The organism is Pseudomonas sp. FW305-3-2-15-C-LB1, assembly GCF_058787615.1.
In genome coordinates this window covers 105,635-119,089 of record NZ_JBYSZX010000008.1, presented here as the reverse complement: position 1 = coordinate 119,089, position 13,455 = coordinate 105,635, and the positions used below count along the sequence as shown (strand labels likewise).

Annotated in this window: 14 protein-coding genes; 4 read left to right on the top strand and 10 right to left on the bottom strand. The window is 61.1% G+C overall.

What is annotated here, in order from left to right; genetic code table 11:
- Nucleotides 1-145 precede the first annotated feature (145 nt).
- From AC3WP7_RS17375 to arcD (AC3WP7_RS17365), 3 genes are read right to left on the bottom strand one after another with little or no spacing between them, the layout of a single operon-like run.
- Nucleotides 146-1,156 carry an ornithine carbamoyltransferase gene (locus AC3WP7_RS17375; RefSeq protein WP_058423254.1) on the bottom strand — a complete coding sequence of 337 codons (1,011 nt, stop codon included), beginning with the start codon at nucleotides 1,154-1,156 and terminating at the stop codon, nucleotides 146-148.
- Between the two features lie 12 nt (nucleotides 1,157-1,168).
- Nucleotides 1,169-2,425 carry an arginine deiminase gene (gene arcA / locus AC3WP7_RS17370; protein WP_071489406.1) on the bottom strand — a complete coding sequence of 419 codons (1,257 nt, stop codon included), beginning with the start codon at nucleotides 2,423-2,425 and terminating at the stop codon, nucleotides 1,169-1,171.
- A 20-nt stretch (nucleotides 2,426-2,445) separates the two neighbouring features.
- A complete protein-coding gene (arcD, locus tag AC3WP7_RS17365; RefSeq protein WP_102591874.1) occupies nucleotides 2,446-3,873 on the bottom strand; it encodes an arginine-ornithine antiporter in 1,428 nt (475 codons plus the stop codon).
- Between the two features lie 436 nt (nucleotides 3,874-4,309).
- Here arcD (AC3WP7_RS17365) and arcD (AC3WP7_RS17360) point away from each other — a divergent pair, with 436 nt between their 5' ends.
- Together arcD (AC3WP7_RS17360) and AC3WP7_RS17355 are read left to right on the top strand one after the other, a co-directional pair.
- Nucleotides 4,310-5,737, top strand: a complete 1,428-nt coding sequence (gene arcD / locus AC3WP7_RS17360; RefSeq protein WP_093125261.1) for an arginine-ornithine antiporter — start codon at nucleotides 4,310-4,312, stop codon at nucleotides 5,735-5,737.
- Nucleotides 5,734-6,597, top strand: a complete 864-nt coding sequence (locus AC3WP7_RS17355; RefSeq protein WP_092246908.1) for a DNA-3-methyladenine glycosylase family protein — start codon at nucleotides 5,734-5,736, stop codon at nucleotides 6,595-6,597. Before arcD (AC3WP7_RS17360) ends, AC3WP7_RS17355 begins: the two co-directional genes overlap by 4 nt.
- 115 nt (nucleotides 6,598-6,712) lie before the next feature.
- On the opposite strand, the gene AC3WP7_RS17350 is transcribed toward AC3WP7_RS17355, so the two are convergent.
- The 3 genes from AC3WP7_RS17350 to AC3WP7_RS17340 all read right to left on the bottom strand — a co-directional run bounded on the left by AC3WP7_RS17350 (nucleotide 6,713) and on the right by AC3WP7_RS17340 (nucleotide 9,979).
- Nucleotides 6,713-8,062, bottom strand: coding sequence for a CoA transferase (locus AC3WP7_RS17350; RefSeq protein ID WP_102591873.1), 1,350 nt, complete (start codon nucleotides 8,060-8,062; stop codon nucleotides 6,713-6,715).
- 40 nt (nucleotides 8,063-8,102) lie between these two features.
- Entirely contained in the window at nucleotides 8,103-9,446 is a 1,344-nt protein-coding gene (locus tag AC3WP7_RS17345; protein ID WP_092246915.1) for a sensor histidine kinase, read from the bottom strand.
- Nucleotides 9,447-9,514: 68 nt separating this feature from the next.
- Nucleotides 9,515-9,979: an LTXXQ domain protein gene (locus tag AC3WP7_RS17340; protein ID WP_093125276.1), complete on the bottom strand. Its 465-nt coding sequence runs from the start codon at nucleotides 9,977-9,979 to the stop codon at nucleotides 9,515-9,517.
- 356 nt (nucleotides 9,980-10,335) lie between these two features.
- On the opposite strand from AC3WP7_RS17340, the gene AC3WP7_RS17335 reads away from it, so the two are divergent.
- Both AC3WP7_RS17335 and AC3WP7_RS17330 read left to right on the top strand, forming a co-directional pair.
- On the top strand, nucleotides 10,336-10,818 hold the full coding sequence (locus tag AC3WP7_RS17335; protein ID WP_092246921.1) for an ImmA/IrrE family metallo-endopeptidase: 483 nt from the start codon (nucleotides 10,336-10,338) through the stop codon (nucleotides 10,816-10,818).
- Nucleotides 10,815-11,231, top strand: coding sequence for a hypothetical protein (locus AC3WP7_RS17330; protein WP_092246924.1), 417 nt, complete (start codon nucleotides 10,815-10,817; stop codon nucleotides 11,229-11,231). The genes AC3WP7_RS17335 and AC3WP7_RS17330 overlap by 4 nt, the downstream gene beginning before the upstream one ends.
- A 57-nt stretch (nucleotides 11,232-11,288) precedes the next feature.
- On the opposite strand, the gene AC3WP7_RS17325 is transcribed toward AC3WP7_RS17330, so the two are convergent.
- The 4 genes from AC3WP7_RS17325 to AC3WP7_RS17310 all read right to left on the bottom strand — a co-directional run bounded on the left by AC3WP7_RS17325 (nucleotide 11,289) and on the right by AC3WP7_RS17310 (nucleotide 13,385).
- Nucleotides 11,289-11,966 carry a response regulator transcription factor gene (locus AC3WP7_RS17325; RefSeq protein WP_071489415.1) on the bottom strand — a complete coding sequence of 226 codons (678 nt, stop codon included), beginning with the start codon at nucleotides 11,964-11,966 and terminating at the stop codon, nucleotides 11,289-11,291.
- 7 nt (nucleotides 11,967-11,973) lie between these two features.
- Nucleotides 11,974-12,381: an SH3 domain-containing protein gene (locus AC3WP7_RS17320; protein ID WP_092246926.1), complete on the bottom strand. Its 408-nt coding sequence runs from the start codon at nucleotides 12,379-12,381 to the stop codon at nucleotides 11,974-11,976.
- Nucleotides 12,382-12,487: 106 nt separating this feature from the next.
- Nucleotides 12,488-12,787 (bottom strand): YciI family protein, encoded by a 300-nt coding sequence (locus AC3WP7_RS17315; RefSeq protein ID WP_071489417.1) that lies wholly within the window; start codon nucleotides 12,785-12,787, stop codon nucleotides 12,488-12,490.
- Nucleotide 12,788: 1 nt separating this feature from the next.
- Nucleotides 12,789-13,385, bottom strand: a complete 597-nt coding sequence (locus AC3WP7_RS17310; RefSeq protein ID WP_071489418.1) for a septation protein A — start codon at nucleotides 13,383-13,385, stop codon at nucleotides 12,789-12,791.
- Nucleotides 13,386-13,455: the final 70 nt, after the last annotated feature.

Here is a 13,455-nt window from a genome sequence, read left to right as displayed (position 1 = left end):
TTCTGAAAGTTCTGATGAAGGAACGCGGTCAATGTGGAAGCTGGCTTGCCTGCGATAGCATCACTGCAGCCTTCTTGAAAGACTGAGGTGCCTGCATCGCGGGCAAGCCCGGCTCCCACACTTGTCCTCATTGCCAACTAGAGGTTTAGATATCTGCGAGAGCCGACACCAGAATCGCCTTGATGGTATGCATGCGGTTTTCCGCCTGCTCGAACGCGATGTTGGCCGGCGACTCGAACACCTCTTCAGTCACCTCCACGCCATTGGCCAGGTTCGGGTACCGCGCGGCGATGTCCTTGCCCACCTTGGTTTCGCTGTTGTGAAACGCAGGCAGGCAGTGCATGAATTTCACCCGTGGGTTGCCCGAGGCTTTCATCATCTTGGCGTTGACCTGGTACGGCAGCAGTTGCTCGATGCGCTCGTCCCACGCTTCCACCGGCTCGCCCATGGAGACCCAGATATCGGTGTGGATGAAGTCCACGCCTTTCACTGCTTCCTTCGGGTCTTCGGTGATGGTGATGCGTGCGCCGCTTTCTTCGGCAAACGCCTGGCATTGCTTGATGAAGTCCGCGTGCGGCCACAGCGCTTTCGGTGCGCCGATGCGCACGTCCATGCCCAGCTTGGCGCCGATCATCAACAGCGAATTGCCCATGTTGTAGCGCGCGTCACCGAGGTAGGCGTAGCTGATGTCATGCAGCGGCTTGTCGCTGTGTTCGCGCATGGTCAGGGTGTCGGCGATCATTTGGGTCGGGTGGAATTCGGCAGTGAGGCCGTTGAACACCGGCACGCCGGCGAACTTGGCCAGCTCTTCGACGATTTCCTGCTCGAAGCCACGGTACTCGATCGCATCAAACATGCGGCCGAGTACGCGGGCGGTGTCTTTCATGCTTTCCTTGTGGCCGATCTGCGACGACACTGGGTCGATGTAGGTGACGTGGGCGCCCTGGTCATGGGCCGCGACTTCGAACGCGCAGCGGGTGCGGGTCGAGGTTTTTTCGAAGATCAGCGCGATGTTCTTGCCCTGCAGGTGCGGACGCTCGGTGCCGGTGTATTTGGCGCGCTTGAGGTCGCGTGAAAGGTCCAGCAGGTAGTGCAGTTCGCGGGTGGTGTGGTGCATCAGCGACAGCAGGCTGCGGTTGCGCATATTGAAAGCCATGATGGAATCTCCTTAATAGTCGATAGGGTCGCGGATGATCGGGCAGGTCATGCAGTGGCCGCCGCCACGCCCGCGGCCGAGTTCACCGGCGCTGATGGTGATGACTTCCACGCCGGCCTTGCGCAGCAGGGTGTTGGTGTAGGTATTGCGGTCGTAACCGATCACCACGCCAGGCTCCACGGCCACCACGTTGTTACCGTCATCCCACTGTTCGCGCTCGGCGGCGAAGCTGTTGCCGCCGGTCTCGACCACGCGCAGTGCCTTGAGGTTGAGGGCTGCGGCCACGGTTTCGAGGAAGTTGGTTTTCTCGCGTTGGATGTCGATGCCGTGCGGCTTGCTCTCATCCGGGCGCAGGGTGAACGGCACGATCTGGTTGACCACTTCGGGGAAGACGGTCACCAGGTCGCGGTCGCAGAAGCTGAACACGGTGTCCAGGTGCATCGCCGCGCGGGATTTCGGCAGGCCGGCGACGATCACGCGCTCCACGGCCTTGTTCTTGAACAGGTTGCGCGCCAGTTGGCCGATGGCCTGGTGGGATGAGCGCTCGCCCATGCCGATCAGTACCACGCCGTTGCCGATCGGCATCACGTCGCCGCCTTCCAGGGTGGAGGCGCCGTGCTCCTGGTCGGGGTCGCCGTACCAGATCTGGAAGTCCGCGTTGGTGAACTCGGGGTGGAATTTATAGATGGCCGAGGCCAGCAGGGTTTCCTGGCGTCGCGCCGGCCAGTACATCGGGTTCAGCGTCACGCCGCCGTAGATCCAGCAGGTGGTGTCGCGGGTGAACTGGGTGTTGGGCAGCGGCGGCAGGATGAAGCTCGAATGCCCGAGGAAGTCGCGGAACATCTCGATGGTCTTGCCGCCGAAGCTGCTCGGCAGGTCGTCGGCCGACACGCCGCCAATCAGGTACTCACTGATTTTGCGCGGCTCCAGGCTGCGCAGCCAGGAGCCGACTTCATCGACCAGGCCGAGGCCAACCGTGTTGGCGGTGATCTTGCGCTCCAGGATCCAGTCCAATGCTTCGGGGATGGCGACGATGTCGGTGAGCAGGTTGTGCATTTCCAGCACATCAATATCCCGCTCGCGCATCTTGGTGACGAAGTCGAAGTGGTCGCGCTTGGCCTGGGCCACCCACAGCACGTCATCGAACAGCAGTTCATCGCAGTTGTTGGGGGTCAGCCGCTGGTGGGCCAAACCTGGGGAGCACACCATGACTTTGCGCAGTTTGCCGGCTTCGGAATGTACGCCGTACTTCACTTTTTCCGTGGTCATTACAGATCCTCCAGTCAGAATTACAGAGTCAGGAAGCCGTCGTAGAGGCCATAGGCAGCCACCAGGGCGCCAATGACTACCGCGGCGAAAATCAGCTTCTCGACGTTGGTGAAAATCGGTTTGCCCAGTTCATGCTTGGCCTTGGCGAACAGGATCACGCCGGGGGCATACAGCAGGGCGGAAAGCAGCAGGTATTTGACGCCGCCGGCGTAAAGCAGCCAGACCGCATAGACCAGCGCGATAGCGCCGATGAACAGGTCTTTCTTGCGCTCGACAATGGCGTTTTCGTAAGTCTCGCCGCGTACCGCCAGCAGCAACGCGTAGGCCGCCGACCACAGGTAGGGCACCAGGATCATCGAGGTGGCGAGGTAGATCAGCGACAGGTAGGTGCTGGCGGAAAACAGCGTGATCACCAGGAATATCTGCACCATGGCGTTGGTCAGCCACAGGGCGTTGGCCGGTACGTGATTGGCGTTCTCCTTGCGCAGGAACTCCGGCATGGTGTGGTCCTTGGCGGCGGCGAACATGATCTCCGCACACAGCAGCACCCACGACAGCAGTGCCCCCAGCAGCGAGATGATCAAACCGACGCTGATCAGCACCGCGCCCCAGTGGCCTACCACATGCTCCAGCACGGCGGCCATCGACGGGTTCTGCAGCTTGGCCAGTTCCGGCTGGGTCATGATCCCCAGGGACAGCACGTTCACCAGCATCAGGAACAGCAGCACGGTGATAAAGCCGATCACGGTGGCCTTGCCCACGTCGGAGCGTTTTTCCGCACGGGACGAGAAGATGCTCGCGCCTTCGATGCCGATGAACACCCACACGGTGACCAGCATCATGTTGCGCACCTGGTTCATCACACTGCCCAGGTCGGGGTTTTTCACGCCCCAGATGTCGGCGGTGAAGATGTCCAGCTTGAATGCGAACAGCGCGATCAGCACGAACAGCACCAGCGGCACGACCTTGGCGACGGTGGTCACCAGGTTGATGAACGCCGCTTCCTTGATCCCGCGCAGCACCAGGAAATGCACGGCCCACAGCAGCACCGAGGCACCGATCACCGCAGCCGGCGTGTTGCCTTCGCCGAAAATGGGGAAGAAGTAACCCAGGGTGCTGAACAGCAACACGAAGTAACCCACGTTGCCCAGCCACGCACTGATCCAGTAACCCCAGGCGGACGAGAAACCCATGTAATCGCCGAAACCCGCCTTGGCGTAGGCGTACACGCCACCGTCGAGGTCGGGCTTGCGGTTGGCGAGGGTCTGGAACACAAAAGCGAGGGTCAACATGCCGATGGCGGTAATTACCCAACCAATCAATACCGCGCCGACATCGGCACTGGCGGCCATGTTTTGCGGCAGTGAAAAGATCCCGCCGCCAATCATCGAGCCCACGACAAGTGCAACCAGTGCGCCGAGTCGTAGTTTTCCGGGAGATTCAGACATCGCATAACTCCAATGCAGGAGAAGAGAGACCACAGAATAAATCCGTGCGCTAATCAAACAGCTGACTCAGATCACTTCATTGGCACATTCCATTGTGAATTAATGACTTAGGGTAGAAGTTCGTGGGCGATGCAAATCCTCGGGAAAGCTTGGCGCAGAGCCATCTATCCCTTTTTGATTAATCATTTGGCCAAGTCTATGGACGTTTGAAGCTAGTCCGTATTCCTGAATGTGCAAACTTTTTGAACGATGTTTTACGAAGTCTCAGACCCAGGCGTATTTAAATTCTAAATACGCCTGAACGGGACGACCTGACATGCCATTGTGTTATGAGCTCGTCTGTTTTATCGCCTTCACTAATAACCGCTACACTCGCTGAGTTAATTAGCCGAGTGCACGGTTGTCAGCTCAAGTTGCAGTTCATTCAGGAGTGTTCATGTCTCAACCGGCCCAGAAACTGCGTCTTGGTGCCCTGATTGCCTTGGTGGTGGGGTCGATGATCGGCGGCGGGATTTTTTCCTTGCCGCAAAACATGGCCGCACGCGCCGAGGTGGGGGCCGTGTTGATCGGCTGGGCGATCACCGCGGTCGGCATGCTGACCCTTGCCTTCGTGTTCCAGACCCTGGCCAATCGCAAGCCCGAACTGGATTCGGGCGTGTATGCCTACGCCAAGGCCGGGTTCGGTGACTACATGGGGTTCTCGTCGGCCTGGGGCTACTGGATCAGCGCGTGGATGGGCAACGTCGGTTACTTCGTGTTGCTATTCAGTACCCTCGGCTACTTTTTCCCGGTGTTCGGCCAGGGCAACACGCCGGTGGCCATCGGCTGCGCATCATTGTTGCTGTGGGCCGTGCATTTTCTGGTGCTGCGCGGGATCAAGGAGGCAGCGTTCATCAACCAGATCACCACGGTGGCGAAGATCGTGCCGTTGCTGATGTTTATCGTGATCGCCGCCGTAGCGTTCAAGGCGGATATCTTCACTCGCGATATCTGGGGCCTGGGCAACCCGAATATGGGCAACGTGGTGGACCAGGTGCGCAACATGATGCTGGTCACCGTGTTTGTGTTTATCGGCATCGAGGGCGCCAGTGTGTACTCGGCGCGGGCCGAGAAACGCTCGGACGTGGGCCGCGCCACGGTGATCGGTTTTCTGGGCGTGCTGGCCCTGCTGGTGCTGGTGAATGTGTTGTCCCTGGGCATCATGAGCCAGCCGGAACTCGCGCAATTGCAAAACCCGTCCCTGGCCGGTGTGCTGGAGCATATCGTCGGCCCCTGGGGGGCGATGGCGATCAGCATCGGCCTGGCGGTGTCACTGCTCGGCGCCTTGTTGTCCTGGGCGCTGCTCTGTGCGGAAATCCTCTACGCCACGGCCCATGACAAGACCATGCCGGCGTTCCTGAAAAAGGAAAACGCCAACCAGGTGCCGGTCAACGCGCTGTGGCTGACCAATGTGATGATCCAGGTGTTCCTGGTGATCACGCTGTTTTCCCACAGCACCTACACCACCCTGATTTACCTGGCCTCGTCGATGATCCTGGTGCCCTACCTGTGGTCGGCGGCGTATGCCGTGTTATTGAGCGGGCGCGGCGAAACCTACGAAGATGCCCACGGCCAGCGCATGAAGGACTTGCTGGTGGGCCTGATTGCACTCGGCTACGCCGTGTGGCTGCTCTACGCCGGGGGCTTGAAGTACCTGCTGCTGTCGGCGCTGTTGTATGCGCCGGGGGTGATCCTGTTTGCCCTCGCCAAGCGTGAGCAGCGCCAGCCCTTGTTTACCCACATGGAAAAAGGCATTTTCAGCTGTGTGATCACCGGCGCAGGGCTGGCGGCGTATGGGCTGTACAGTGGGGTATTGTCGTTGTGAGGCTGACGTATCAGCCGCCTTATGATTGGGCGGCGATGGTAGGTTTTCTGGCGGCGCGGGCGATTACGGGTATGGAGACCGTCGAGGCCGGCGTTTACCGGCGCAGCATCAGCGTGGGTGGCCGGCATGGCTGGCTCAGCGTCGCGCCGGGCGCGGGTGACTGGCTGGACGTCGCGGTGGATTTTCCGGAGGCGGCGGCGCTGCCCGAGATCGATCGGCGCTTGCGCAACATGTTTGATCTGGACGCCCAACCTCAACGGATCAGCGCTCAACTGGCGACTGATCCCTTGATGGCTCAGCTGGTTGCGGCCCGTCCCGGCCTGCGTGTGCCGGGCACCTGGGACGGCCTGGAGTTGGCGATTCGTGCAGTGCTGGGCCAGCAGATTACGGTGGTGGCGGCGATTCGCCTGGCGGGCAAGTTGGTGGCGCAGTATGGCCAACTGCTTGAGACGCCGTACGCCGGTATCACCCATGTGTTCCCCGCGCCCGAGGTGCTGGCGGCGGCGGACCTGGCCACCTTGGGCATGCCGAAGGCGCGTGGGCGGACCTTGTCCGGTGTCGCGCAGGCGCTCCTGGATGACCCTGAGGTGTTCCAACCCAAGGCCAGCCTCAAGGAAGGTGTGGCGCGCTTGGTGGCGTTGCCGGGGATTGGCGACTGGACCGCGCAGTACATCGCCATGCGCCAGATGCGTGAGGCGGATGCATTTGCGTCGGGGGATATCGGATTGATCAATGCGCTGGCGGCGCTGGAAGGTGGGCCGGTGTCGGCGCGGCAGCTGCTGGCGCGGGCCGAGGCGTGGCGGCCGTTGCGGGCGTATGCAGCGCAGCATCTCTGGACGTCGTTGCAGCGCTCAGATTGATGGTGCCTGTACTGGCCTCATCGCAGGCAAGCCAGCTCCCACACTTGACCGAGTACATCCTTTGGAATGTGGTCAAAATGTGGGAGGGGGCTTGCCCCCGATGGCGATAGTCGAGTCACCACTGCGCTTGGTGTGAACCCAGTTCCCCAGCCGGCAGATCCCATTGCAACGGCGTGCCGCTGATAGTCACCGGCGGCAACAATCGATGCGCCTGGCCCCAGGCCGTCTGTTCCACTACCAGGCCTTGATCGCTCGGTTGCTCGGCCCGCAACGCCGGCTGCTCCGGCACTTGTCCGGCGTCCACCAGCAACTTCGCCGTACGCGCCAGCGACAACAGCGCCGCCCCACCACGGCCGGATTTCAATCGCTCACTGAGTGCCTGAATCGCACTGGCCGCCATCAAATACCCGGTGGCGTGATCCAGCGCCTGCAATGGCAGCGGCACCGGTTTGTCCGCTTGTTTCCAGGCCATGCCCGCGGCGGCAATCCCGCTGCTCATCTGCACCAGGCTGTCGAAACCCCGGCGATTGCGCCACGGGCCGCTCCAGCCGTAGGCGTTGAGGCTCACGTCGATCAGGCCGGGGGCGAGGGTTTGCAGCTCACTGGCGCTGTAGCCCAGTTGTTCCAGGGCGTCGGCACGGTAACCGTGGAACACAATGTCGGCGTCCTTGAGCAGGCGCTCGAAAACCTCGCGGTCTTGGGCGCTTTTCAAGTCCAGGCGGGCGCAGCGTTTGCCCAGGGTCATTTCCGGCACCACGCCGGGTTCGTTCCAGGTCGGCGAGTCGATACGCAATACATCCGCACCCAACCCTGCGAGGAAGCGGCTGGCCACCGGGCCGGCCAGCACGCGGGTCAGGTCCAGCACCTTGAGGCCCGCCAGCGGCCGCGCCACCGAGCCGAGCCAGGGCTTTTTGACGGAGGTTGCAAAGGTCTGGCGCTGCACCAGGGCCTCGGCATTGACGGCCAGGCCCTGAGGGTGGGTTTGCCAGGCTTGCCAGGTACGCATCTGCGCGGCACAACCGCCTTCATCGACAATCGCCTGTTCCAGTTCGGCGGTATTCCAAGTGGCAACTTTGTTGGCCATCGCGATGCGATCAGCCACCTTGCCCAGTACCCGTTCGGCGGCGGCGCGGTGGTGGGGTGCGTTGGTGTGCAGGCGAATCCAGCCATCGGCGCTGGCGTAGTCACCGGCCACCGGGTCCCACAGCGGCGGCGTCTCCCAGCCTACCGGACGAATCGAAGACGAGAACCAGAAGGACGCGAGTCGCCGGTCTACGCTGACGCCGGGAAGGCGTCCGGTCTGTTGCTGGATCAGCTGGGCCACGGCCTGGCCGGCCGCACCGATACTGGCAACGGCCAGGTCGGTGACGGCAAAGGCCGAGGGCAGGGCGCCGGCTTCGGTGCTGGTCAGCGGCGCGCGCGGTAGATCGAGTGCGGCTTGGATGGGAGTCAGCAGGTTTGTCATCAAAGGCCCTCCTTGAGAGAAGGGCCACTATAGAAGATCATCAGGCCGGTGTGACAATCCCAGGTTCCAGCGGCAGGTCGATACTGGCGATAAAACCGCCTTGGGCGTGATTGGCCAGGAACAGGCTGCCACCATGGCGCTCGGCGGCGCGACGGGCAATCGCCAGGCCCAGGCCGTGACCTTGTGCGGTCTGGCCGGGGGCGCGGTAGAACGGTTCGCCCAATTGGCTCAGGTGTTCGGCGTCAACGCCGGGGCCGTGGTCGCGCACGCTGATCACAATATGCTCGCCGTGAAGGTGGGCGTGCAGCTCGATCGGCTGACCCGGCGGGTTGAAGCGCTGGGCGTTGCGCAGCAGGTTGTCCACTGCCCGTTCGATCATGGTCGGCCACCCCTTGAGGTGCAGTTCGGGATCGGTGGTGAGCTGCACCACCTGGTCGGGCGCGCTGAGTTGAGCGTCCTTTTGCAGGGTCTTGAGCAACGGGTTGAGGTCGATCTCTTCGGCGCTGGCGTTATCGGCATCGACGCGGGCCAGTACCAGGATCTCGCTGATCAGTGCCTCCAGGCGATCACATTCGCGGGTCAGGCGAGGCCAGAGTTTTTCCCGTTCTTCGGGGCTGGCGCGTTCGGCCAGGGCCAGGGCGATGCGCAGGCGGGCCAGCGGCGAACGCAGTTCATGGGACACGTCGCGCAGCAACTGGCGCTGGCTGCCGATCAGGCTTTGCAGGCGCGCGCCCATGCGGTTGAAGTCGGTGGCCAGCACGCCGAATTCATCGCGTCGGTTGGCCAGCTGCGCCAGGCTGTTTTGCTGGTAGGTGGCTTGCCCCAGGTCATGCACGGCGCCGCGCAGTCGGCTCAAGGGGCGCGTGATGGACAGCGTCACGAACAGGCTGAACAGGGTCAGCACCACCAAGGCGATGACCAATGCGCTCAACGGCCATGTCAGGCTGCTGCGATGCCATTCGTCCAGTTCCGGGTGCGGGATGCGGTAGATCAACAGGTAAGTGTCGCCGGTCTTCTCACTGGTGTATTCAGCGGTCAGGCGGCGCCAGGGCAGGTGGCTGTCCTTGCTATCGTTCTGGCGGGCTTCGAAGGCGGCGGCTCTGCGGGGAAAGGTGCCGCGCACCACCGGCTCGCCGCTTTCGTTCAGCACCTGCACGTCGATGTGGTACTGGCGTTTGCGCTGTTGCAGCAAATCCTGGGCAGCGTCCTCACCCTGGGTTTCGTAGAGTTGGGTCCACTCTTCGGCCAGGTTGTTGAGGCCTGGGTGACGGCTGAGAATCCAGGCATCTTGATTGAGCATATGCCCAAGCAGGATCGACAACCCGGCAACCAAGGCGATGGCCAGCCAGAAACTGGCCAGGATGCGCCAGAACAATGAACGCACAGGAAACCCTCAAGCAGGAAAAGCCCAGTGGCGGGGGCCACTGGGCTGGGAGCGTTAACGCGGGGGCATTATTGCGCTTTTTGCGGCTGTTGCGCTTTCCAGGCCTGGAATTCCTTCCATTCGGCGCGGCGCTGTTCCTGCTGCTTGACGATCTCGTCGAATTTCTTCTGCTGGTCAGGCTTGAGTACGGCGCGGATATCCGCCTGGGTTTTCTGCTTGCCGGCGGCGATTTCGTCCTGCATGGCCTTCTGGTCAGCAGCCGGGAGCTTGTCCAGGTACTTCCTGGTCAGGTCCTTGCGAGCGTGCCACTGGTCGCCCATCAATTTGCGGATCTGCTCGCGCTGTTCCTTGCTCAGGTCCAGTTGGCTGAAGGGCCCGCCTTTGCCACGCGGACCGTGTTCGCCGCCGTGACCCGGGCCACCCATCATATGGCCTTCAGGGCCGCCCATCGGGCCCGGGCCTTCGGGCATTGCCGCCATGGCAACGGTCGGCAGGGCAGCGGCGAACATCAAAGCGATAAGGGTCTTGCGCATGGTGATTCTCCTGTCTCTATTCCGGTGAGTCCGGATGTGAGTAGATTAAGGCGATCAAGGTCAGCGGCGGTCAGGTGTGGGTAAAGCTTGGGTAAAGAGGGTTTTGGGCTGAGTTGACAAAACTGCCGATAGCTATAGGAAAAGAGGCTCACTCAATTGCTACAGCATGTCTTGAGGGAGTTGGCGTGTGGTCGTGATGGCTGTATAAATGAACAGCTTTTTTCGATGAGGCCCTGAGTGCTAAACATTTTTAACCTGTCAACTACAATTTGACGGGGTCTATCGACTTGTTCAGACTTCGATCTCATTTCTGACCCCGTCAAACTATCGTTCCCGCCATCTATTAAGGAGGCCGCATGGAGTACCGAACTGCAGACGACGTCCTGCGTGCCCACTGGAATGGTCGGTTGCCGGTGAACCCGATAGCCATTGCCGAGGCAATGGCTATCGAGGTGAAGGCGCTTGCACCTTTTGAACCGGATACCTGGCGACCGAATGAAAGCGGCCATTACTCCTTCCGGGACGGCGCTCCGCTGATTACTTACAACTTCATGGATGCGCCGGTAAGGCAGCGTTTCACCATTGCGCACGAGATTGGTCACCATGTGCACGGAGACCTGGACGCACCTCGAGATACTTCCGAGCAGTTCAGTGCCAAGTCCAGGGACCCGAAAGAGATCGCAGCCAATCGATTTGCCGCTGCTCTGTTGATGCCGGCCGCGCTGGTGAAACATATGGTGCTTGAGCAGCGCGTCACAGACATCGTAAAGCTGGCCAGTGCTTTTGGTGTGTCGACGGCAGCAATGGAATTCAGGCTGAAGGCGATTGGGCTTTTATGATTGATACCAGCGACGACCTGGCGGGAGGCGAGGCTGATAATCCTGGCCTGATCAGCGACTATCTGAGAAGAGAGTCCTGGCGCTTCAGGTGGGAGAAGCGACTGACGACCGTCACCGTCGTCTTGATCTTGTTGTTTTACATTGCGCTGTTGGGCTTCGTCTTTTTGGGAAACATCCGGGTCTCAGCCGGCGCCTGGTATTTTTTCAGCGCCGTGCGCCCGCACAGTACGGGTGATATTCCCATCATCGTGGCCCTCTCAACCGTCCCGACCCTGCTGTTGATCGCGCTGCTACGGTATTTCCACCACCGGCCCAAGTCAGATCCAGATGATTTGCAGGCACCGCTGCCCATCAGTGTCGAAGCGGCGAAAGCGATCATCAAGGCGACGACCGACGCGATGAAAACCCCTTGAACAACAAGCCCAGCCTGCCAGCTGGGCTTTTTGCATCAGAATGGACCCCGCGTGTTTTTACAGGCTGTAGTAGTAACCCCGACTGCGCAACGCCACGATGCGTGGCCGTCCGTCCGGGTGCGGGCCGATTTTTTTGCGCAGGTTGCTCACGTGCATGTCCAGGCTGCGATCGTAAAGGGTCAACTTGCGACCCAGGGCGATCTGCGCCAGTTCCTGTTTGTCCAGCGGCTCGCCGGGCTGGCGCAGCAAGGCTTCCAGCAGGCGGCTTTCGGAGACGGTGAGGGAAAATTCCTGTTCATCGATGCTGACCACGCCGCGCACCGGGCTGAAACACAGGTCGCCCAATTCGAGCTGGGTGGACACGGCGGCCGGGTGGCTGCGGCGCAGCACAGCGCGCAGCCGGGCGGTAAGCTCGCGCGGGTCGCAGGGCTTGGCCAGGTAATCGTCGGCGCCCAGTTCCAGGCCGAGGATGCGGTCCAGCGGTTCGCCGCGTGCCGAGAGCATCAGCACCGGCAGCTCCGGGTGGTCGTTGCGCAATTGCTTGAGCAGTTCCAGGCCGCTGCCGTCGGGCAGCATCACGTCGAGTACCACCGCGGCCGGGGCACTGTCGGCCAAGGCTTTGCGGGCGCTCAAGCCATCATGGCAGGCACGCACCTGGAAGCCTTCCTGGCTCAACCAACTGGTCAGCAGCTCGCAGAGCTCCTGGTCATCATCTATCAGTAACAGCTCGCTCATGACTCACTCAATTTAGCCATTGTCGACGGCGACGGTGCCCACCGCTGGCGAAGATCCCGCACAGCAAGGCGATCAGCGCGACGGCCCCACCGGTGACGAACCATTGTTGCTGCTCGGTCAGCCATCGGGTCAAGGCGCCGCCCTGTGTTTCTTTGAGTTGCTGGGCCAGGCGTTGGTTCTCTTGGCGAAGGCGACTCAGTTGGGCGCTTTCTCGGGTAGCCTCTACGTTTTGCAGTTGCTTGCTCAATTCTTCACGCTGGCGTTCGCTTTCTTTCAACCGCTGCTGCAACTCGGTGATCTGGGCGCCGGCACTCAAGGACAGAGGCGTGGAACTGCCGGTGTTCGAGGTTTCTTCAGCGTGGGCCGTAGCCCCGATCATTACCACTGCCAACAGACACAACTGACGTAAGCGCATCGGAACTCCTGATTCCACACGAATATTCAGAACGTTGTCGGCAGGTTACCGAGAATAATGAGCAATTAGGAGCGCGCCGAACCGATTAGGTTCGGCGTGGCCGTGATCAAGGCAGGACTTGCTTGAACGGCTTGATCACGACGTCGGCGTAAACGCCGGCAGCTACATAAGGATCAGCCTTGGCCCAGGCCTGGGCATCGGCCAGGGAGGCAAACTCGGCGACGATCAGGCTACCGGTGAACCCGGCGTCGCCTGGGTCGTTGCTGTCTACCGCAGGGTGTGGACCCGCCAGCACGATACGGCCTTCCGCCTGCAGCTGCTTGAGGCGCTCGACATGGGCCGGGCGCACGCTCAGGCGTTTTTCCAGCGAGTCGGCAACGTCGGTGGCAATGATGGCGTAGAGCATGTCAATCCTCGGTTTTCGGGGTGGTAGGGGCGACGTCATGCAGGTGGCGCGACAGGTAGATACCCTGGCCGACCAGGAACAGCACGGTCATGGCCAGGCTGCCGAAGACCTTGAAGTCGACCCAGTAGTCCTGGAAGGTAAAGGCCACGAACAGGTTGGCGGCGCCGCAGAACAGGAAGAACACGATCCACGCAACGTTCAAGCGTGTCCACACCGGATCCGGCAGGGTCAGCGCGTGGCCCATTATCCGCTTGATCAGCAGGCGGTCACCGATGAAGTGGCTGCCGATAAAGACCAGGGCGAACAGCCAGTTCACCACCGGTGCTTTCCATTTGAGGAAGGTTTCGCTGTGGAACGCCAGGGTCAGGCCGCCGAATACCAGGCATGCGACCAGGGTGAGCCATTGGCTTTTTTCCAGTTTGCGCTGGGAGATGAAAATGGCGCCGTAGACGACGATAGAGCTGATGATCAGCACAGCGGTGGCGCTGTAGATGCCACCGAACGAGAACGCATGACCGGCGATTTCGATGACCCTGGGGTCGAGCTTGGTAACGATGAAAAACAGCAACAGCGGGATGAAGTCGATGAATTGTTTCACAGTAAGAGCCAGAAGCTGGATGTGGCGGCATAATAACAAACATCCTTGGTAGCGAAAGCGCCAGCTGACT